This window comes from Pseudomonas sp. PONIH3, from assembly GCF_002934345.1.
Lineage (GTDB): Bacteria > Pseudomonadota > Gammaproteobacteria > Pseudomonadales > Pseudomonadaceae > Aquipseudomonas > Aquipseudomonas soli.
In genome coordinates, this window is record NZ_CP026386.1 from 3,737,933 (window position 1) to 3,758,520 (window position 20,588).

The 20,588-nt window shown below is 60.2% G+C and carries 21 protein-coding genes; all 21 read left to right on the forward strand.

Annotated elements, in window-relative coordinates; genetic code table 11:
• Nucleotides 1-374: 374 nt before the first annotated feature.
• The 21 genes from rpmH (at nt 375) to glmS (ending at nt 20,586) form a co-directional block, all read left to right on the forward strand.
• Nucleotides 375-509 carry a 50S ribosomal protein L34 gene (gene rpmH / locus C3F42_RS17225; RefSeq protein WP_003253163.1) on the forward strand — a complete coding sequence of 45 codons (135 nt, stop codon included), beginning with the start codon at nt 375-377 and terminating at the stop codon, nt 507-509.
• Nucleotides 510-522: 13 nt separating this feature from the next.
• Nucleotides 523-924 (forward strand): ribonuclease P protein component, encoded by a 402-nt coding sequence (rnpA, locus tag C3F42_RS17230; protein WP_031314399.1) that lies wholly within the window; start codon nt 523-525, stop codon nt 922-924.
• Nucleotides 917-1,162, forward strand: a complete 246-nt coding sequence (yidD, locus tag C3F42_RS17235; protein ID WP_011536514.1) for a membrane protein insertion efficiency factor YidD — start codon at nt 917-919, stop codon at nt 1,160-1,162. The genes rnpA and yidD overlap by 8 nt, the downstream gene beginning before the upstream one ends.
• A 2-nt stretch (nt 1,163-1,164) precedes the next feature.
• Nucleotides 1,165-2,847: a membrane protein insertase YidC gene (gene yidC / locus C3F42_RS17240; protein WP_038707083.1), complete on the forward strand. Its 1,683-nt coding sequence runs from the start codon at nt 1,165-1,167 to the stop codon at nt 2,845-2,847.
• Between the two features lie 83 nt (nt 2,848-2,930).
• A complete protein-coding gene (gene mnmE / locus C3F42_RS17245; RefSeq protein ID WP_104444675.1) occupies nt 2,931-4,304 on the forward strand; it encodes a tRNA uridine-5-carboxymethylaminomethyl(34) synthesis GTPase MnmE in 1,374 nt (457 codons plus the stop codon).
• A gap of 537 nt (nt 4,305-4,841) precedes the next feature.
• Nucleotides 4,842-6,734, forward strand: coding sequence for a tRNA uridine-5-carboxymethylaminomethyl(34) synthesis enzyme MnmG (mnmG, locus tag C3F42_RS17250; RefSeq protein ID WP_102683386.1), 1,893 nt, complete (start codon nt 4,842-4,844; stop codon nt 6,732-6,734).
• Nucleotides 6,731-7,381, forward strand: coding sequence for a 16S rRNA (guanine(527)-N(7))-methyltransferase RsmG (rsmG, locus tag C3F42_RS17255; protein ID WP_023628557.1), 651 nt, complete (start codon nt 6,731-6,733; stop codon nt 7,379-7,381). Before mnmG ends, rsmG begins: the two co-directional genes overlap by 4 nt.
• An 18-nt stretch (nt 7,382-7,399) precedes the next feature.
• On the forward strand, nt 7,400-8,191 hold the full coding sequence (locus C3F42_RS17260) for a ParA family protein (RefSeq protein WP_023628558.1): 792 nt from the start codon (nt 7,400-7,402) through the stop codon (nt 8,189-8,191).
• A gap of 9 nt (nt 8,192-8,200) precedes the next feature.
• Nucleotides 8,201-9,073 carry a ParB/RepB/Spo0J family partition protein gene (locus C3F42_RS17265; protein ID WP_023628559.1) on the forward strand — a complete coding sequence of 291 codons (873 nt, stop codon included), beginning with the start codon at nt 8,201-8,203 and terminating at the stop codon, nt 9,071-9,073.
• 149 nt (nt 9,074-9,222) lie between these two features.
• A complete protein-coding gene (locus C3F42_RS17270) occupies nt 9,223-9,630 on the forward strand; it encodes a F0F1 ATP synthase subunit I (protein ID WP_011536507.1) in 408 nt (135 codons plus the stop codon).
• Nucleotides 9,631-9,646: 16 nt separating this feature from the next.
• Nucleotides 9,647-10,516, forward strand: a complete 870-nt coding sequence (atpB, locus tag C3F42_RS17275; RefSeq protein WP_023628560.1) for a F0F1 ATP synthase subunit A — start codon at nt 9,647-9,649, stop codon at nt 10,514-10,516.
• A gap of 144 nt (nt 10,517-10,660) precedes the next feature.
• Complete coding sequence (gene atpE / locus C3F42_RS17280) at nt 10,661-10,918, forward strand: F0F1 ATP synthase subunit C (protein ID WP_003097235.1); 258 nt, start codon at nt 10,661-10,663, stop codon at nt 10,916-10,918.
• Between the two features lie 57 nt (nt 10,919-10,975).
• Nucleotides 10,976-11,446: a F0F1 ATP synthase subunit B gene (locus C3F42_RS17285; RefSeq protein WP_023383136.1), complete on the forward strand. Its 471-nt coding sequence runs from the start codon at nt 10,976-10,978 to the stop codon at nt 11,444-11,446.
• Between the two features lie 12 nt (nt 11,447-11,458).
• On the forward strand, nt 11,459-11,995 hold the full coding sequence (locus C3F42_RS17290) for a F0F1 ATP synthase subunit delta (protein WP_023628561.1): 537 nt from the start codon (nt 11,459-11,461) through the stop codon (nt 11,993-11,995).
• A 21-nt stretch (nt 11,996-12,016) separates the two neighbouring features.
• Nucleotides 12,017-13,561, forward strand: coding sequence for a F0F1 ATP synthase subunit alpha (gene atpA / locus C3F42_RS17295; RefSeq protein ID WP_038707082.1), 1,545 nt, complete (start codon nt 12,017-12,019; stop codon nt 13,559-13,561).
• A 48-nt stretch (nt 13,562-13,609) separates the two neighbouring features.
• A complete protein-coding gene (gene atpG / locus C3F42_RS17300) occupies nt 13,610-14,470 on the forward strand; it encodes a F0F1 ATP synthase subunit gamma (protein WP_023628562.1) in 861 nt (286 codons plus the stop codon).
• 27 nt (nt 14,471-14,497) lie between these two features.
• The gene (gene atpD / locus C3F42_RS17305) at nt 14,498-15,874 is read left to right on the forward strand and encodes a F0F1 ATP synthase subunit beta (protein ID WP_023628563.1); all 1,377 of its coding nucleotides are present in this window, start codon (nt 14,498-14,500) and stop codon (nt 15,872-15,874) included.
• A gap of 44 nt (nt 15,875-15,918) precedes the next feature.
• Nucleotides 15,919-16,338 (forward strand): F0F1 ATP synthase subunit epsilon, encoded by a 420-nt coding sequence (locus C3F42_RS17310; protein ID WP_011536500.1) that lies wholly within the window; start codon nt 15,919-15,921, stop codon nt 16,336-16,338.
• Nucleotides 16,339-16,459: 121 nt separating this feature from the next.
• A complete protein-coding gene (gene glmU / locus C3F42_RS17315) occupies nt 16,460-17,827 on the forward strand; it encodes a bifunctional UDP-N-acetylglucosamine diphosphorylase/glucosamine-1-phosphate N-acetyltransferase GlmU (protein ID WP_094010831.1) in 1,368 nt (455 codons plus the stop codon).
• Between the two features lie 143 nt (nt 17,828-17,970).
• Nucleotides 17,971-18,738 carry a DeoR/GlpR family DNA-binding transcription regulator gene (locus C3F42_RS17320; RefSeq protein WP_046857650.1) on the forward strand — a complete coding sequence of 256 codons (768 nt, stop codon included), beginning with the start codon at nt 17,971-17,973 and terminating at the stop codon, nt 18,736-18,738.
• A 12-nt stretch (nt 18,739-18,750) separates the two neighbouring features.
• Complete coding sequence (gene glmS / locus C3F42_RS17325) at nt 18,751-20,586, forward strand: glutamine--fructose-6-phosphate transaminase (isomerizing) (RefSeq protein WP_094010832.1); 1,836 nt, start codon at nt 18,751-18,753, stop codon at nt 20,584-20,586.
• Nucleotides 20,587-20,588 lie beyond the last annotated feature (2 nt).

The window sequence follows — 20,588 nt, forward strand, 5'->3', positions numbered from 1 at the left end:
AAACACCCATTCAGCCCACAGGTTGTCCTCATGGCCCGCACAGACAGAGCACCCTTTACCGACAAGGTTGCGAAGCTCTGTACAGCCTGTAAAACGTGGCCTTGAATGGCTTATCCACAGAAGGTTGTCCAGCTAAGATCTATAAGTTCTTCAAAAAAGCTTTTTATATGCCTCTTTGTTTTTTCTGTTTGCCTGCGTTTTGTCCACACGGGCAAACGGTCATCATTCGAGGGAGATTCGATCTACCCTGATTCGACCTTCCATAAGGAATGGCTGGTTGGAAATTGACCTATTGCCTTGCTTTCTCTAGAATCGCCGATCTCTTAAAAAGGGGGCCCTTCCGGCCCGTTGTCGACCAACCCAGGTAACACGCCATGAAACGTACTTTCCAACCAAGCACCATCAAGCGCGCCCGCACCCACGGTTTCCGTGCCCGTATGGCTACCAAGAACGGCCGTGCCGTTCTGTCGCGTCGCCGTGCCAAAGGCCGTAAGCGTCTGGCAATTTGATTTTTCGGCACAGGTGGTGAGTCAGGACTTCAGTCGGGAAAAGCGACTGCTTACACCCCGGCATTTCAAAGCGGTCTTCGACTCCCCAACCGGCAAGGTTCCAGGGAAAAACCTGCTTATCCTTGCCCGCGAGAACGGCCTCGATCATCCGCGCCTAGGCCTGGTGATCGGCAAGAAGAGCGTCAAGCTCGCCGTTCAACGCAATCGCCTGAAACGCCTGATGCGCGATTCGTTTCGCCTGAACCAGCAGCTGTTGGCTGGCCTGGACATCGTGATCGTCGCGCGCAAGGGGTTGGGCGAAGTGGAAAACCCAGAATTGCACCAACACTTTGGCAAGCTCTGGAAGCGACTGGTCCGCAGTCGGCCCTCTCCAGCGGTCGCCAATTCCGCAGGGGTAGACAGTCACAATGCGTAAACTGGCCCTCGTTCCGATCCAGTTTTACCGTTACGCCATCAGTCCACTGATGGCCAGTCACTGTCGTTTCTATCCCAGCTGTTCCTGTTACGCCTATGAAGCCATTGAAAACCATGGCCTCTTGCGTGGTGGGTGGCTGGCCGTTCGTCGCCTGGGGCGTTGTCATCCGTGGAACGACGGCGGTTTCGATCCCGTTCCACCTGCTCCTTCCTCCCGAACTTCTTCGATAGCCGAGTAATCATGGATATTAAACGCACGATCCTGATCGTCGCCCTGGCAATCGTGTCCTATGTCATGGTCCTCAAGTGGAACCAGGACTACGGCCAGGCTGCCCTGCCGACTCAGAATGCTGCTGCCAGCAATGCTGCCCCGGCCCTGCCGGACACCGTGCCGGCCGGCAACTCCGGTGCAAGTGCCGATGTGCCGAGCGCCAATGCTGAATCCAGCCCAGCCGAACTGGCGCCAGTGGCGCTCAGCAAGGACCTGATCCGGATCAAGACCGACGTCCTGGACCTGGCTATCGACCCGGTCGGTGGTGACATCGTCCAACTGACCCTGCCGAAGTACCCTCGTCGCCAGGATCATCCGGATATTCCGTTCCAGCTGTTCGATAACGGTGGCGAACGTGTGTATCTGGCCCAGAGCGGCCTGACCGGCGCCAACGGTCCGGACGCCCGTTCCACGGGTCGTCCGCTGTACGCCGCAGAGCAGAAGAGCTTCCAGCTGGCCGACGGCCAGGACCAACTGTCGGTCGACCTGAAGTTCAGCGAGAACGGCGTCAACTACATCAAGCGCTTCAGCTTCAAGCGCGGTGAGTATGACCTGACTGTCAGCTACCTGATCGACAACCAGAGCAGCCAGGCCTGGACCGGCAACATGTTTGCCCAGCTCAAGCGTGACGCCAGCTCCGACCCGTCGTCGAGCACCGCCACCGGTACCGCCACCTACCTGGGCGCGGCCCTGTGGACAGCTTCCGAGCCGTACAAGAAAGTGTCGATGAAAGACATCGACAAAGGTAGTTTGAAAGAAAATGTGACCGGCGGCTGGGTCGCCTGGCTGCAGCACTACTTCGTGACCGCCTGGATCCCGACCCACTCGGACAACAACGCCGTCCAGACCCGCAAGGACAGCCAGGGCAACTACATCATCGGCTATACCGGCCCGGCGCTTAACGTCCCTGCCGGCGGCAAGGTCGAAACCAGCGCCATGCTGTATGCCGGCCCGAAGATCCAGTCCAAGCTCAAAGAGTTGTCCCCAGGCCTGGAACTGACCGTCGACTACGGCTTCCTGTGGTTCATCGCCCAGCCGATCTTCTGGCTGCTGCAACATATCCACAGCCTGCTGGGCAACTGGGGCTGGTCGATCATCGTCCTGACCATGTTGATCAAGGGCCTGTTCTTCCCGCTGTCGGCCGCCAGCTACCGCTCGATGGCGCGCATGCGTGCCGTGGCGCCAAAACTGGCCCAGCTGAAGGAACGCTTCGGTGATGATCGCCAGAAGATGTCCCAGGCGATGATGGAGCTGTACAAGAAAGAGAAGATCAACCCGCTGGGCGGCTGCCTGCCGATCCTGGTGCAGATGCCGGTGTTCCTGGCCCTGTACTGGGTACTTCTGGAAAGCGTCGAGATGCGCCAGGCCCCGTGGATGCTGTGGATCACCGACCTGTCGATCAAGGATCCGTTCTTCATCCTGCCGATCATCATGGGCGCCACCATGTTCATCCAGCAGCGCCTGAACCCGACCCCGCCCGATCCGATGCAGGCGAAGGTAATGAAAATGATGCCGATCATCTTCACCTTCTTCTTCCTGTGGTTCCCGGCTGGTCTGGTGCTGTACTGGGTTGTGAACAACTGCCTGTCGATCGGACAGCAGTGGTACATCACTCGCCGTATCGAGGCTGCGACCAAGAACGCAGCCGCTTGACGGGCTGCTACGCTAGCCTGTGAACAAAAACGCCCCCCTGGGGCGTTTTTGCTATCTGTCGTATTCGTTGTAGAGGTTCGAGCATGAACACAGTGCGTGAAACCATTGCCGCCATCGCCACCGCCCAGGGCCGTGGCGGGGTAGGCATCGTCAGATTGTCCGGCCCGCTGGCCCGCCAGGCCGGGCAAGTCATCACCGGGCGCAATACGCTGACCCCGCGGCATGCCCATTACGGCCCGTTCCGCGATGACGATGGCCTGGTGCTGGATGAAGGGATCGCGCTGTTCTTCCCCGGGCCAAACTCGTTCACCGGCGAAGATGTGCTGGAGCTGCAGGGCCATGGCGGTCCGGTAGTCATGGACATGCTGCTGCAACGTTGCCTGCAGCTCGGTTGCCGGCTGGCACGTCCAGGCGAATTCAGCGAGCGAGCGTTCCTCAACGACAAGCTCGACCTGGCCCAGGCCGAGGCAATCGCCGACCTGATCGAAGCCAGCTCCACACAGGCTGCGCGCAATGCCCTGCGTTCCCTGCAAGGGGCATTCTCCAAGCGTGTGCATGGCCTCACCGAAGCTCTGATCGCCCTGCGCATCTATGTCGAAGCCGCCATCGACTTCCCAGAGGAAGAGATCGATTTTCTTGCCGATGGCCATGTGCTGCGCATGCTCGATGAAGTACGTGACACGTTATCCACAGTTCAGCGCGAAGCAGGGCAAGGCGCATTGCTTCGCGACGGCATGACCGTGGTTATCGCAGGCCGGCCGAACGCCGGCAAGTCGAGCCTGCTCAACCAGTTGGCCGGGCGTGAAGCGGCAATCGTCACCGATATCGCCGGCACCACCCGGGATATTCTTCGCGAACATATCCACATCGACGGCATGCCCCTGCATGTGGTCGACACCGCAGGCTTGCGCGACACCGAGGACCATGTGGAAAAGATCGGTGTGGAACGGGCGCTCAAGGCCATCGGCGAGGCCGACCGTGTGCTCCTGGTAGTCGATTCGACGGCACCGGAAGCCAGTGATCCGTTTGCCTTGTGGCCAGAGTTTCTCGATCAGCGCCCCGACGTGGCCAAGGTCACCCTAATTCGCAACAAGGCGGACCTCAGTGGTGAGGTCGTAGGCCTGGAGCAAAGCGACGATGGGCACGTCACCATCACCCTCAGCGCCCGGGACAACGACATGGGCCTGGATCTGCTGCGTGAGCATCTCAAGGCTTGCATGGGCTATGAACAAACCGCCGAAAGCAGCTTCAGCGCTCGTCGCCGGCACCTGGAGGCGCTACGCCAGGCCAGTGCCCACCTCGAGCATGGCCGTGCGCAGCTGACCCTCGCCGGTGCCGGTGAGCTGCTGGCAGAGGATCTGCGCCAGGCACAGCAAGTGCTGGGTGAAATTACCGGAGCGTTCAGTTCGGATGACCTGCTGGGGCGGATCTTCTCCAGCTTCTGCATTGGCAAGTGATCCCACAGGGTTCGATTCGCAACAAAGCCGCTCTCTGGAGCGGCTTTTTTTTGCCTGCGATTCGTGTGGGTACGGGTCATTGCAAGCAGGCCATCGACCACGGACGACAAGCGCTGCGCAAAATATTTCATCAACAGCGTTCCGAACGCCTGGCTAAGCTCTGTGGAAAACTCGGCCTCAGCTCCGTTGATAACCAGGCTTTTTTTCTGAGGACAAACCTGCCTGTGGGTAACAGCACCATTCATCCACAGGTTAAAAAGCGGTATCCAGAGCCCCCAGGCCTACCTGGACACAGGGTTATGATTCTCTGTACACATTGTAATACATAGGCTGTAGAGACTTATGCACAGACAGGTGGGTACCTAAACATAAACATAAAAACAAAGCTTTTTTAAATTTTTCCTCTTTGTTTTCTTTTACCTGCCACTCATCCACAGCCTGGTCAAATTTTGCTCAGACGGTTTCTTTGGAGGGTGGGAAGTCCCTATACTTGTCCGCTTACCTTCTCTATTCGCAAAAACAGGCACGAGGTGCGTGGTGGATTTCCCTTCCCGTTTTGAAGTGATCGTCATCGGCGGCGGCCATGCCGGTACCGAGGCTGCGCTTGCGTCCGCACGCATGGGTGTGAAAACCCTGCTGCTGACTCATAACGTGGAAACCCTCGGTCACATGAGCTGCAACCCGGCCATCGGTGGCATTGGCAAGAGCCACCTGGTCAAGGAAATCGATGCGCTCGGCGGCGCGATGGCGCTGGCCACCGACAAGAGCGGCATCCAGTTCCGCGTTCTGAACAACCGCAAAGGCCCGGCGGTACGCGCCACCCGTGCACAGGCGGACCGCGCCATCTACAAGGCCGTGGTACGTGAAATCCTGGAAAACCAGCCCAACCTGTGGATATTCCAGCAGTCGTGCGATGACCTGATCGTCGAGCAGGACCAGGTCAAGGGCGTGGTAACCCAAATGGGCCTGCGGTTCTTCGCCGACTCCGTGGTACTGACCAGCGGGACTTTCCTCGGTGGACTTATCCACATCGGTTTGCAGAACTATTCCGGTGGCCGCGCCGGCGATCCGCCCGCCAATGCCCTGGCCAACCGCATGCGTGAATTGCCGCTGCGTGTCGGCCGGTTGAAAACCGGTACCCCGCCGCGCATCGATGGCCGTTCGGTGGACTTCTCGGTGATGACCGAGCAACCGGGCGATACGCCGATCCCGGTAATGTCGTTCATGGGCAATGCCGACATGCATCCGCGCCAGGTGAGCTGCTGGATTACCCACACCAACGCCCGCACCCACGAGATCATTGCCTCGAACCTCGACCGTTCGCCGATGTATTCGGGGGTGATCGAAGGCATCGGCCCGCGTTATTGCCCGTCGATTGAGGACAAGATCCACCGCTTCGCCGACAAGGAAAGCCACCAGGTGTTCATCGAGCCGGAAGGCCTGACCACCCATGAGCTGTATCCCAACGGCATTTCCACATCGTTGCCGTTCGACGTGCAGCTCGAGATCGTCCGCTCGATCCGCGGCATGGAGAACGCGCACATCGTGCGCCCGGGCTATGCCATCGAGTACGACTACTTCGATCCGCGCGACCTGAAGTACAGCCTCGAGACCAAGGTCATCGGCGGCCTGTTCTTCGCAGGCCAGATCAACGGCACCACCGGCTACGAAGAAGCCGGTGCCCAAGGCCTGCTGGCCGGGACCAACGCGGCTCTGCGCGCCCAGGGCCGTGAAAGCTGGTGCCCGCGCCGCGACGAGGCGTACATCGGCGTGCTGGTCGACGACCTGATCACCCTCGGCACCCAAGAGCCGTACCGCATGTTCACTTCGCGAGCCGAGTACCGGCTGATCCTGCGCGAAGACAACGCCGACCTGCGCCTGACCGAGAAAGGCCGCGAACTCGGCTTGATCGACGATGAGCGCTGGGCGGCGTTCAGCGCCAAGCGCGAAGGCATCGAGCGTGAAGAGCAGCGCCTGAAGAGCACATGGGTGCGCCCGAACACGCCGCAAGGCCAGGCCATTGTGGATAAGTTCGGCACGCCATTGGCGCATGAGTACAGCCTGCTCAACCTGCTTGCCCGCCCTGAAATCGACTACGCTGGCCTGATCGAGGCAACCGGCGGCGAGAATATCGATCCACAGGTCGCCGAACAGGTCGAGATCAGGACCAAGTACGCCGGCTACATCGACCGCCAGCAGGAAGAAATTGCCCGCCTGCGCGCCAGTGAAGACACACGTCTGCCTGTGGATATCGACTACACGACCATTTCCGGGCTGTCCAAGGAGATCCAGGGCAAGCTCGGCGACACCCGGCCAGAGACCCTGGGCCAGGCTTCGCGTATTCCCGGCGTCACCCCGGCGGCGATTTCCCTGTTGCTGATTCACTTGAAAAAACGCGGCGCAGGCCGCGAATTGGAGCAAAGCGCTTGAGTTCCCCGGTCACCCCGCAACATGCCGAAGAGTTGTCCACAGGTGCGCGCCAGCTTGGTGTCGAGCTGACCGCGCAGCAGCACGAACTGCTGCTGGGCTACCTGGCCCTGTTGATCAAATGGAACAAGGCCTACAACCTGACCGCCGTGCGCGACCCCGACGAGATGGTCTCGCGTCACTTGCTCGACAGCCTCAGCGTCATGCCGTTTATCCACAACGACACCCAGCGTTGGCTGGATGTCGGCAGCGGCGGCGGCATGCCGGGCATTCCGCTGGCCATCCTGCACCCGCACAAGCAGGTGACGGTGCTCGACAGCAACGGCAAGAAGACGCGATTCCTCACCCAGGTGAAGATGGAGCTGAAACTGGACAACCTCAGGGTTATCCACAGCCGGGTGGAAGAGGTCCAGCCCGAGCAGCCGTTCTGCGGGATCGTCTCCCGGGCCTTCAGCAGCATGGAGAATTTCACCAACTGGACCCGCCACCTGGGTGACAGCCGCACGCAATGGCTTGCAATGAAGGGGCTGCATCCTGCCGATGAACTGGTAGCATTGCCCGCAGACTTCACAGTGGAAAGCGAGCAGGCCCTGACCGTTCCAGGTTGCCAGGGCCAGCGCCATCTGCTGATACTGCGCCGCAAGGCATGACTGGGAACACGAGCAACAATGGCTAAGGTATTCGCAATCGCGAACCAGAAGGGTGGTGTGGGCAAGACCACCACCTGCATCAATCTCGCCGCATCGCTGGCCGCGACCAAGCGTCGCGTGCTGCTGATCGACCTCGATCCACAGGGCAACGCCACCATGGGCAGCGGTGTGGATAAGCACGAGCTCGAGCATTCGGTGTACGACCTGCTGATCGGGGAATGCGACCTGGCCCAGGCCATGCACTACTCCGAGCACGGTGGTTACCAGCTGTTGCCGGCCAACCGCGACCTGACCGCCGCCGAAGTGGTCCTGCTGGAAATGCAGATGAAGGAGAGCCGCCTGCGCAACGCGTTGGCGCCGATCCGCGAGAACTACGACTACATCCTCATCGACTGCCCACCGTCGCTGTCGATGCTGACGCTCAATGCGCTGGTCGCCTCCGATGGCGTGATCATCCCCATGCAGTGCGAGTACTACGCGCTGGAAGGGTTGAGCGACCTTGTGGATAACATCAAGCGCATCGCCGCCCGGTTGAACCCGGAGCTGAAGATCGAAGGCCTGTTGCGGACCATGTACGACCCGCGCCTGAGCCTGAACAACGATGTTTCGGCGCAGCTCAAGGAACACTTTGGCGAGCAGCTGTACGATACGGTGATCCCGCGCAACATCCGCCTGGCGGAGGCGCCGAGCTTCGGCATGCCGGCACTGGCCTACGACAAGCAATCCCGTGGCGCGCTGGCCTACCTGGCGTTGGCCGGGGAACTGGTTCGTCGTCAACGCCGTCCATCACGCATTGCACAAACAACTTAAGGAATCCGCATGGCCATCAAGAAACGCGGTCTCGGACGTGGGTTGGATGCACTGCTCAGTGGTCCTTCCGTCAGCGCGCTCGAAGCGCAGGCTGTCAAGATCGACCAGAAGGAACTGCAACACCTGCCGGTCGAGCTGATCCAGCGCGGCAAGTACCAGCCGCGTCGCGACATGGATCCCGAGGCGCTGGAAGAACTGGCGCACTCGATCCGCACCCATGGCGTCATGCAGCCGATCGTGGTTCGCCCGATCGGTGACAACCGCTACGAGATCATCGCCGGTGAGCGCCGCTGGCGCGCCACCCAGCAGGCTGGCCTGGATACCGTTCCGGCCATGGTCCGCGAAGTACCCGACGAAGCCGCCATTGCCATGGCGCTGATCGAGAACATCCAGCGCGAGGACCTCAACCCGCTGGAAGAGGCGCTCGCCCTGCAGCGTCTGCAGCAGGAGTTCGAACTGACCCAGCAGCAGGTGGCTGATGCCGTCGGCAAGTCGCGGGTCACCGTGGCCAACCTGTTGCGCCTGATCTCGCTGCCCGAGGCGATCAAGACCATGCTCGCCCATGGCGACCTGGAGATGGGCCACGCCCGCGCCTTGCTCGGCCTCGAGGAAGATCGACAGGAAGAAGGGGCGCGTCATGTTGTCGCACGCGGCCTCACCGTGCGCCAGACCGAGGCGCTGGTGCGTCAGTGGCTCAGTGGCAAACCTGAGCCGGTCGAGGCGAGCAAACCTGATCCGGATATCACGCGTCTTGAACAGCGTCTGGCAGAGCGCCTGGGCTCGGCGGTACAAATTCGCCATGGCAACAAGGGCAAAGGCCAGTTGGTTATTCGCTACAACTCCCTTGACGAGTTGCAAGGCGTGCTTGCTCACATCCGCTGAAACAATTCCTGTTGTAGCGCGCAGTCGGAAATCACTACCCAAGAGTTGAATAGGGGTTAATCCACCCCTATACTCTGCGCGCATTTTGTCGGCACAAATTATGCCAAGTCATTGTTGACGAGGCGGTCGACTTTCGAGGAGCAGTTGTGATGGAAATCCGCACGCCAAACCGCCTGCCTTTCCATCGCTGGGCGGTTTTTCCGGTACTGCTGGCTCAATTTGTCGTACTGCTGCTGGCAACGCTGGTGTTGTGGCAGTGGAAAGGGGTGGTCAGTGGATATTCAGGCCTTTGCGGAGGTTTGATTGCCTGGCTGCCCAATGTGTATTTCGCCTGGAAGGCTTTTCGCTTCAGCGGAGCCCGGGCGGCGCAGGCCATCGTCAAGTCGTTTTACGCGGGCGAGGCAGGCAAGATGATTTTGACGGCAGTGCTGTTTGCACTGACCTTCGCAGGAGTGAAGCCATTGGCGCCGTTGGCAGTATTCGGCGTCTTCGTGCTGACCCTTTTGGTCAGCTGGTTCGCGCCCCTGCTGATGAATAAAAGACTTTCGAGACCTTAGGGCGTTTGAGGCAACCATGGCAGCAGAAACCGCTTCGGGCTATATCCAGCACCACTTGCAGAACCTGACCTACGGTCAACTACCAGACGGCAGCTGGGGCTTGGCCCATTCGGCTGCAGAAGCCAAGGCAATGGGCTTCTGGGCGTTCCACCTGGACACCCTGGGCTGGTCCGTTGCGCTGGGTCTGATCTTCCTGTTCATCTTCCGCATGGCGGCTAAAAAGGCCACTTCCGGCCAGCCTGGCGCCTTGCAGAACTTCGTAGAAGTGCTGGTGGACTTCGTCCACGGCAGCGTGAAGGATTCCTTCCACGGCCGCAGCCCGGTGATCGCCCCGCTGGCGCTGACCATCTTCGTCTGGGTATTCCTGATGAACGCCATCGACCTGGTACCGGTCGACTGGATTCCTCAACTGGCCATCCTGATCTCCGGTGATCCGCACATTCCGTTCCGCGCGGTGTCGACCACCGACCCGAACGCCACCCTGGGCATGGCCCTGAGCGTGTTCGCGCTGATCATCTTCTACAGCATCAAGGTCAAGGGCATCGGCGGCTTCATCGGCGAGCTCACCCTGCACCCGTTCGGCAGCAAGAACATCTTCGTGCAGATCCTGCTGATCCCGGTGAACTTCCTGCTCGAGTTCGTCACCCTGATCGCCAAGCCGATCTCGCTGGCGCTGCGTCTGTTCGGCAACATGTACGCCGGCGAGCTGGTGTTCATCCTGATCGCGGTGATGTTCGGCGCCGGCATCCTCTGGCTCAGCGGCCTGGGTGTGGTGCTGCAGTGGGCGTGGGCTGTGTTCCACATCCTGATCATCACCCTGCAAGCTTTCATCTTCATGATGCTGACCATCGTCTACCTGTCGATGGCTCACGAAGATAACCATTAAGACCGCCTGGCGTGTCTGATAGCCTTCCCCGCCGGTTTGGGGGGAGGGCTTAAAAAGTCCGCAAGGGCATGCTGTACCAAACGATTTGTTTTACCGCTTCAAACTAAAAACCTAACCAATACGACGTAAAAGTCGGGAGGAAAGATGGAAACTGTAGTTGGTCTGACCGCTATCGCTGTTGCTCTGCTGATCGGCCTGGGTGCTCTGGGTACCGCCATTGGTTTCGGCCTGCTGGGCGGCAAGTTCCTGGAAGGCGCTGCTCGCCAGCCAGAAATGGTTCCGATGCTGCAGGTCAAAATGTTCATCGTTGCCGGTCTGCTCGACGCCGTAACCATGATCGGTGTTGGTATCGCTCTGTTCTTCACCTTCGCGAACCCCTTCGTTGGTCAGATCGCCGGCTAATCACTCGTTCCTACGAGTTGATTGGTGTGATGGACAAAGACCGAGCGAGGTGTTGGCGTGAACATTAATGCAACCCTGATTGGCCAATCCGTTGCTTTTCTGATTTTTGTACTCTTCTGCATGAAGTACGTATGGCCTCCGGTCATCACTGCCCTGCAAGAGCGCCAAAAGAAGATTGCCGACGGTTTGGACGCTGCCAACCGCGCAGCTCGCGACCTGGAGCTGGCCCAAGAGAAAGCGGGTCAGCAACTGCGTGAAGCGAAGGCACAGGCAGCCGAAATCATTGAGCAAAGCAAGAAACGCGCTGCTCAGCTTGTCGAGGAAGCCCGTGAACAGGCTCGCGTCGAAGCTGACCGTGTGAAGGCTCAGGCTCAAGCCGAGATCGAACAGGAACTGAACAGCGTCAAAGACGCCCTGCGTGCCCAAGTGGGTGCCCTGGCTGTTGGCGGTGCTGAAAAGATCCTTGGCGCCACAATCGATCAAAACGCGCATGCGGAGCTGGTTAACAAACTGGCCGCTGAAATTTAAGCGAGGGCGATCATGGCAGAACTGACCACGTTGGCCCGACCTTACGCTAAGGCTGCCTTCGAGCATGCCCAGGCCCATCAGCAACTGGCCAATTGGTCAGCCATGCTCGGCCTGGCTGCTGCGGTGTCGCAAGACGACACCATGCAGCGCCTGCTCAAGGCCCCGCAACTGACTAGCGCAGAAAAGGCCGCCGCATTCATTGAAGTGTGCGGTGACAAGTTTGACGCCAAGGCACAGAATTTCATTCATGTTGCCGCGGAAAACGAACGTCTCCTGCTTCTGCCGGAGATTTCGACTCTGTTCGACCTGTACAAGGCCGAGCAAGAGAAGTCCGTGGACGTGGAAGTCACCAGTGCTTTTGCGTTGAACCAAGAACAGCAAGACAAACTCGCCAAGGTTCTCAGTGCACGGTTAGGCCAGGAAGTGCGCCTGCACGCGTCGGAGGATGCCAGCCTGATCGGCGGCGTCGTCATCCGCGCTGGCGACCTGGTAATCGACGGTTCGGTTCGCGGGAAAATCGCGAAACTGGCCGAAGCCTTGAAATCTTGAGTTTGAAGGGGCAGCAGAGCAATGCAGCAACTCAATCCTTCCGAAATTAGTGAAATCATCAAGGGCCGCATCGACAACCTCGATGTCGGCTCCCAAGCCCGTAACGAAGGTACCGTCGTTTCGGTTTCCGACGGCATCGTGCGGATCCACGGTCTGGCCGACGTCATGTACGGCGAAATGATCGAGTTCCCTGGCAGCGTATTCGGCATGGCCCTGAACCTGGAGCAAGACTCCGTAGGTGCAGTGATCCTGGGTGCCTATGACACCCTCGCCGAAGGCATGAGCGCCAAGTGCACCGGCCGCATCCTGGAAGTTCCGGTTGGTAAGGAACTGCTGGGTCGCGTCGTCGACGCACTGGGTAACCCGATCGACGGCAAAGGTCCTCTGGGCAACACCCAGACCGACGCGGTCGAGAAAGTAGCTCCAGGCGTGATCTGGCGTAAGTCGGTAGACCAGCCTGTACAGACTGGCTACAAGTCCGTCGACGCCATGATCCCTGTCGGCCGTGGCCAGCGTGAGCTGATCATCGGTGACCGTCAGATCGGCAAGACCGCCATGGCCATCGACGCCATCATCAACCAGAAAGACTCCGGTATTTTCTGTGTTTATGTTGCAGTCGGCCAGAAGCGTTCCACCGTTGCCAACATCGTTCGCAAGCTGGAAGAAGCCGGCGCCCTGGCCAACACCATCGTGGTCGTTGCCAGTGCTTCGGAATCCGCCGCACTGCAGTTCCTGGCGCCTTACGCCGGCTGCACCATGGGCGAGTTCTTCCGTGACCGCGGTGAAGACGCCCTGATCGTTTACGATGACCTGTCCAAGCAGGCCGTTGCCTACCGTCAGATCTCCCTGCTGCTGCGCCGTCCACCAGGACGTGAAGCGTACCCAGGCGACGTGTTCTATCTCCACTCCCGTCTGCTGGAGCGTGCATCGCGCGTTTCCGAAGAGTACGTCGAGAAGTTCACCAACGGTGCCGTAACTGGCAAGACTGGCTCGCTGACCGCTCTGCCGATCATCGAAACCCAGGCTGGTGACGTTTCCGCGTTCGTTCCGACCAACGTGATCTCGATCACCGACGGTCAGATCTTCCTGGAATCGGCCATGTTCAACGCAGGCATCCGTCCTGCCGTTAACGCCGGTGTGTCGGTATCCCGTGTTGGTGGTGCTGCCCAGACCAAGATCATCAAGAAGCTGTCCGGTGGTATCCGTACCGCCCTGGCCCAGTACCGTGAACTGGCGGCCTTCGCCCAGTTCGCTTCGGACCTGGACGAGGCTACCCGCAAGCAGCTGGAGCATGGTCAGCGCGTTACCGAGCTGATGAAGCAGAAGCAGTACGCGCCAATGTCGATCGCCGACATGGCCCTGTCGCTGTACGCCGCTGAGCGTGGTTTCCTGACCGACGTAGAAGTCTCCAAGGTTGGCAGCTTCGAGCAAGCTCTGATTGCCTACTTCAACCGTGATCACGCCGAACTGATGGCCAAGATCAACGTGAAGGGTGACTTCAACGACGAAATCGACGCTGGCATGAAAGCCGGTATCGAGAAGTTCAAGGCCACCCAGACCTGGTAAGCCGCAGCGGGGGCTCCGGCCCCCGCTTGCTAACCTGATAGGTGATACATGGCAGGCGCAAAAGAGATTCGCAGTAAGATTGCGAGCATCAAAAGCACGCAAAAAATTACCAGCGCCATGGAGAAAGTGGCGGTCAGCAAGATGCGCAAGGCACAAATGCGCATGGCTGCTAGCCGTCCTTACGCGGAGCGTATCCGCCAGGTGATCGGTCATCTGGCCAACGCCAACCCGGAATACCGCCACCCGTTCATGATCGAGCGCCCTGTAAAGCGCGCTGGTTATATCGTGGTGAGCAGTGACCGTGGTCTGTGCGGTGGCTTGAACACCAACCTGTTCAAGGCCCTGGTCAAGGACATGGGCGAAAACCGCGAACAGGGCGTTGAAATCGACCTGTGCGTGATCGGCAGCAAGGGTGCGACTTTCTTCCGCATCTTTGGCGGCAACGTCGTAGCCGCGATCAGCCACCTGGGCGAAGAGCCATCGATCAACGATCTGATCGGCTCCGTCAAAGTGATGCTGGACGCCTACCTCGACGGCCGTATCGATCGCCTCTCGGTGGTTTCGAACAAGTTCATCAACACCATGACCCAAAAACCGACGGTCGAGCAATTGGTACCGTTGGTGGCAACCCCGGATCAGGAACTCAAGCACCACTGGGACTACCTGTACGAACCCGACGCAAAAGAGCTGCTGGACGGCTTGATGGTGCGTTACGTGGAGTCGCAGGTGTACCAGGCGGTGGTCGAGAACAACGCTGCTGAACAAGCGGCCCGGATGATCGCCATGAAGAACGCCACAGACAACGCCGGTGATTTGATCAAAGAGCTTCAGTTGATCTACAACAAGGCGCGTCAGGCTGCGATCACCCAGGAGATCTCGGAAATCGTCGGCGGCGCTGCCGCGGTTTAACGGTTCAAAAATTCAGAGGATCCAGCTATGAGTAGCGGACGTATCGTTCAAATCATCGGCGCCGTCATCGACGTGGAATTCCCACGTGACGCCGTGCCGAGTGTTTACAACGCGCTGAAAGTACAAGGCGCGGAAACCACCCTGGAAGTTCAGCAGCAGCTGGGCGACGGCGTGGTTCGTACCATTGCGATGGGCTCGACCGAAGGTCTGAAGCGCGGTCTGGATGTCGTCGACACCAAGGCTGCCATCTCGGTACCTGTTGGCAAGGCAACCCTGGGCCGTATCATGGACGTCCTGGGCAACCCGATCGACGAAGCCGGCCCGATCGGCGAAGAAGAGCGTCGCGGTATCCACCAGCCAGCGCCTTCGTTCGCTGACCAGGCAGGCGGCAACGACCTGCTGGAAACCGGCATCAAGGTTATCGACCTGGTCTGCCCGTTCGCCAAGGGTGGTAAGGTTGGTCTGTTCGGTGGTGCCGGCGTCGGCAAGACCGTCAACATGATGGAACTGATCCGTAACATCGCCATGGAACACAGCGGTTACTCCGTGTTCGCTGGTGTGGGTGAGCGTACTCGTGAGGGTAACGACTTCTACCACGAGATGAAGGACTCCAACGTTCTCGACAAGGTAGCGCTGGTCTACGGTCAGATGAACGAGCCACCAGGAAACCGTCTGCGCGTAGCGCTGACCGGCCTGACCATGGCTGAGAAGTTCCGTGACGAAGGTAACGACGTTCTGCTGTTCGTCGACAACATCTATCGTTACACCCTGGCCGGTACCGAAGTATCCGCACTGCTGGGCCGTATGCCTTCGGCAGTAGGTTACCAGCCGACCCTGGCCGAAGAGATGGGCGTTCTGCAAGAGCGTATCACTTCGACCAAGGAAGGTTCGATCACCTCCGTCCAGGCCGTATACGTACCTGCGGACGACCTGACCGACCCGTCGCCAGCGACCACCTTCGCCCACTTGGACGCCACCGTCGTTCTGTCCCGTGACATCGCTTCCCTGGGTATCTACCCAGCGGTCGATCCACTGGACTCGACTTCGCGCCAGCTGGACCCGAACGTGATCGGCACCGAGCACTACGACACCGCACGTGGCGTTCAGTATGTTCTGCAGCGCTACAAAGAGCTGAAGGACATCATCGCGATCCTGGGTATGGACGAACTGTCCGAAGCCGACAAGCAACTGGTTGCCCGCGCTCGTAAGATCCAGCGCTTCCTGTCGCAGCCGTTCTTCGTGGCCGAAGTCTTCACCGGCTCGCCAGGCAAGTACGTTTCGCTCAAGGACACCATCGCTGGCTTCAGCGGCATCCTCAAAGGTGACTACGACCACCTGCCAGAACAAGCGTTCTACATGGTCGGCAGCATCGACGAAGCGATCGAGAAAGCCAAGAAACTGTAATCCCGGCGCCCCGCAAGGGGCGCTAATCAGGTTGAGGCAAGCAGATGGCTATGACAGTCCATTGCGATATCGTCAGCGCGGAAGGAGAGATCTTCTCCGGCCTGGTCGAGATGGTAGTAGCGCACGGCAACCTGGGCGATCTGGGTATCGCTCCAGGCCACGCGCCGCTGATCACCAATCTCAAGCCTGGTCCGATCACGCTGACCAAGCAAGGTGGTGATCGTGAGGTGTTCTACATCTCCGGTGGCTTCCTCGAAGTGCAGCCGAACATGGTCAAGGTTCTTGCCGACACCGTGCAGCGCGCTGCCGACCTGGACGAAGCTCAGGCTCAGGAAGCCCTCAAGGCTGCTGAGAACGCGCTGAACGCGAAAAGCTCGGACTTCGACTACGGTGCTGCTGCCGCACGTCTGGCCGAAGCTGCAGCTCAGCTGCGTACCGTCCAGCAATTGCGCAAGGGCAAGTAACCTGGCCTTGGCCGGTCACTTCCAATGCGATTGAGTTAAAGGGTAGCCTCGGCTACCCTTTTTCTTTTCTGAATTTCCCCTTTGGTCACGTCCCTGACCGCCCAGTATTGGTAGCCAGTCAATGTCCCTCGATATCGTCATTCTCGCCGCAGGCCAAGGCACCCGCATGCGCTCCGCGCTGCCCAAGGTGCTGCATCCGGTTGCCGGCAACTCCATGCTCGGCCACGTTATCCACAGCGCCCGCCAGTTGCAGCCCCAGGGTATTCACGTGGTTATCGGCCACGGCGCGGAGCTGGTGCGCGAACGCCTGGCGGCCGACGATCTGAACTTCGTCATGCAGGACAAGCAACTGGGCACCGGCCATGCCGTGGCCCAGGCGTTGCCGGCGATTACCGCCGACACCGTGCTGGTGCTTTACGGCGATGTGCCGTTGATCGAGGTCGAGACCCTGCAGCGCTTGCTGGCCAAGGTCAGCGAACAACAGTTGGGACTGCTGACCGTAACCTTGCAAGATCCGACCGGCTACGGTCGCATTGTGCGTGACGCCGCGGGCAAGGTGACCGCGATCGTCGAGCACAAGGATGCCAGCGAAGCGCAAAAGGCGATCAAGGAAGGCAACACCGGTATCCTCGCCATGCCGGCCGCACGCTTGGCCGACTGGATGGGCCGTCTGTCCAACAACAATGCCCAGGGCGAGTACTACCTCACCGACGTGATCGCCATGGCCGTGGACGATGGCCTGGTGGTCGCCACCGAACAGCCCCACGACCCGATGGAAGTGCAGGGCGCCAACGATCGCCGCCAGCTGTCGGAACTCGAGCGTCACTACCAGCTGCTCGAAGGCCGTCGCCTGATGGCCCAGGGCGTCACCCTGCGCGATCCGGCGCGCTTCGATGTCCGTGGTGAAGTGACCGTCGGCCGCGATGTGCTGATCGACATCAACGTCATTCTCGAAGGCCGGGTAGTCATCGAGGACGACGTGCAGATCGGCCCGAACTGTGTGATCAAGGACAGCACCCTGCGCAAGGGCGTGGTCATCAAGGCCAACAGTCATATCGAAGGCGCGGTGATGGGTGAGGGCAGCGATGCCGGCCCGTTCGCCCGCTTGCGTCCAGGCAGCGTGCTGGAGGCCAAGGCGCATGTGGGTAACTTCGTCGAGCTGAAGAACGCCCACCTGGGCGAGGGCGCCAAGGCCGGCCACCTGACCTACCTGGGCGACGCCGAGATCGGCGCCCGCAGCAACATCGGCGCAGGCACCATCACCTGCAACTATGACGGTGCCAACAAGTTCCGCACGGTGATGGGTGAGGACGTGTTCATTGGCTCCAACAACTCCCTGGTTGCCCCTGTGGAAATCCAGGCCGGAGCCACTACCGCAGCGGGCTCGACCATTACCCAGATGGTTGAAGTGGGACAGTTGGGCGTTGCGCGTGCACGCCAGCGCAATATCGAAGGCTGGAAACGGCCGGAGAAGATCAAGAAGAGCTGAGTTATCCACAGCGCTTTTTGCACAGGGCCGGCTTATGTGAATAAGTCGGCCTTTTTGTTTGCCGGTTGATGCCCGACTTGACGAATCGATTGACTTAGGTTTTGATTGCAACACTTATCTTTCGAATCGAAACTTAAATCCACATGTCGAAACGAAATACCCCTCAACGGCGCCACAATATCCTGGCCTTGCTCAATGAGCAGGGCGAGGTCAGTGTCGACGCCTTGGCCAAGCGTTTCGAAACCTCCGAAGTGACCATCCGCAAGGATCTGCATGCCCTGGAGGCCAACGGCCTGCTGCTGCGCCGCTACGGCGGTGCGGTGACCATGCCCCAGGAGCTGCTGGGCGACACGGTCCAGCCGGTGTCCCTCTACAAGCAGGCCATTGCCCGTGCTGCGGTGGAACGCATCCGCGAACACGCGCGCATCATCATCGACAGCGGCAGCACCACGGCGGCGATGATCCCGCAGCTCGGGCGCCAGCCAGGCCTGGTGGTGATGACCAACTCGCTCAATGTGGCCCGGGCTATCAGCGAACAAGAGCATGAACCCGTGCTGCTGATGACCGGTGGTACCTGGGACCCGCACTCGGAGTCCTTCCAGGGCCAGGTGGCCGAGCAGGTACTACGCTCATACGACTTCGACCAGCTGTTCATCGGTGCCGACGGCATCGACCTGGAACGTGGCACAACGACCTTCAACGAACTGCTGGGATTGAGCCGGGTCATGGCCGAAGTGGCCCGCGAGGTGATCGTCATGGTCGAGTCGGACAAGGTCGGCCGCAAGATCCCCAACCTCGAGCTGCCCTGGGGCAGCGTGAATACCCTGATTACTGATGATCGCCTGCCCGCCGAGGCACGCGACCGGATTCAAGCCCGCGGCATCACCCTTATCTGCGCCGCTATCAGCTAGGAGCAACATCTTATGTGTGGAATCGTCGGTGCCGTTGCTGAGCGCAATATCACAGCCATTCTCATCGAAGGCCTCAAGCGTCTGGAGTACCGTGGTTATGACAGCGCCGGCTTGGCCGTCCTGACCCAGCAAGGCGCGCTCGAGCGTCGCCGCCGCATCGGCAAGGTCAGCGAACTGGAAGGCGCGGTTGCCGCCGACCCGCTGGCTGGCCAACTGGGTATCGCCCACACCCGTTGGGCCACCCATGGCGCGCCTACCGTGCACAATGCCCACCCGCACTTCTCTGGCCATGAAGTGGCGGTGGTGCACAACGGCATCATCGAGAATCACGAGGAACTGCGCGAAGAGCTCAAGGGCCTGGGCTACACCTTTGTCTCGCAGACCGACACCGAGGTGATCGTGCACCTCATCCACCATCTGCTCAAGACCATCCCCGACCTCACCGATGCGCTCAAGGCCGCGGTAAAGCGCCTGCATGGCGCCTATGGCTTGGCCGTGATCAGCGCCAGCCAGCCTGACCGGCTGGTGGCTGCCCGCAGTGGCAGCCCCCTGGTGATCGGCCTGGGCCTCGGTGAAAACTTCCTGGCCTCGGATCAACTGGCCCTGCGCCAGGTCACCGACCGTTTCATGTACCTGGAAGAGGGCGATATCGCCGAGATTCGTCGCACTCAGGTGCAGATCTGGGACCAGGCCGGTCAGCCGGTCCAGCGTGAGACGGTGCAGTATCACGAAGGTGCGGAAGCCGCCGAGAAGGGCAACTACCGCCACTTCATGCTCAAGGAGATCCACGAGCAACCCGGCGTGGTGCAGCGTACGCTGGAAGGTCGCCTGGGCAATGACCATGTGATGGTGCAGGCCTTCGGTCCCCAGGCCGCCGAGCTGTTCGGCAAAGTGCGCAATGTGCAGATCGTCGCTTGCGGTACCAGCTACCACGCCGGCATGGTCGCCCGTTACTGGCTCGAAAGCCTCGCCGGCATCCCTTGCCAGGTGGAAGTCGCCAGTGAGTTCCGCTATCGCAAGGTGGTGGTGCAGCCGGACACCCTGTTCGTCTCCATCTCACAATCCGGCGAGACCGCCGACACCCTGGCGGCCCTGCGCTATGCCAAGGAATTGGGCTTCCTCGGCAGCCTGGCCATCTGCAACAAGGGCATCAGCTCGCTGGTGCGTGAATCCGACTTGACCCTGCTGACCCTGGCCGGGCCGGAGATCGGCGTCGCCTCGACCAAGGCCTTCACCACCCAGCTGGTCTCGCTGATGCTGCTGACCCTGGCCCTCGGCCAGGTGCGCGGTACCCTCGAGGCCGGTGTCGAAGCCGAGCTGGTGGACGAGCTGCGCCGCCTGCCGGCACGCCTGAGCGAAGCGCTGGCGATGGATGGCGTGGTCGAGAAGATCGCCGAGCTGTTCGCCGACAAGCACCACACCCTGTTCCTTGGCCGCGGTGCCCAGTACCCGGTGGCCATGGAAGGCGCGCTCAAGCTCAAGGAAATCTCCTATATCCACGCCGAAGCCTACCCGGCCGGTGAGCTCAAGCATGGTCCTCTGGCATTGGTGGACAACGATATGCCCGTGGTGACCGTGGCTCCTAACAACGAGCTGCTGGAAAAGCTCAAGTCGAACCTGCAGGAAGTTCGCGCCCGTGGTGGTGAGCTGGTGGTCTTTGCCGACGAGCAGGCCGGCATGAGCAATGGCGAAGGCACCCATGTGATCAACGTCCCGCACATCAACGATGCGCTGGCACCGATCCTCTACACCATCCCGCTGCAACTGCTGTCGTACTACGTCGCCGTGCTCAAGGGCACCGACGTCGACCAGCCGCGCAACCTGGCCAAGTCGGTGACGGTGGAGTAACG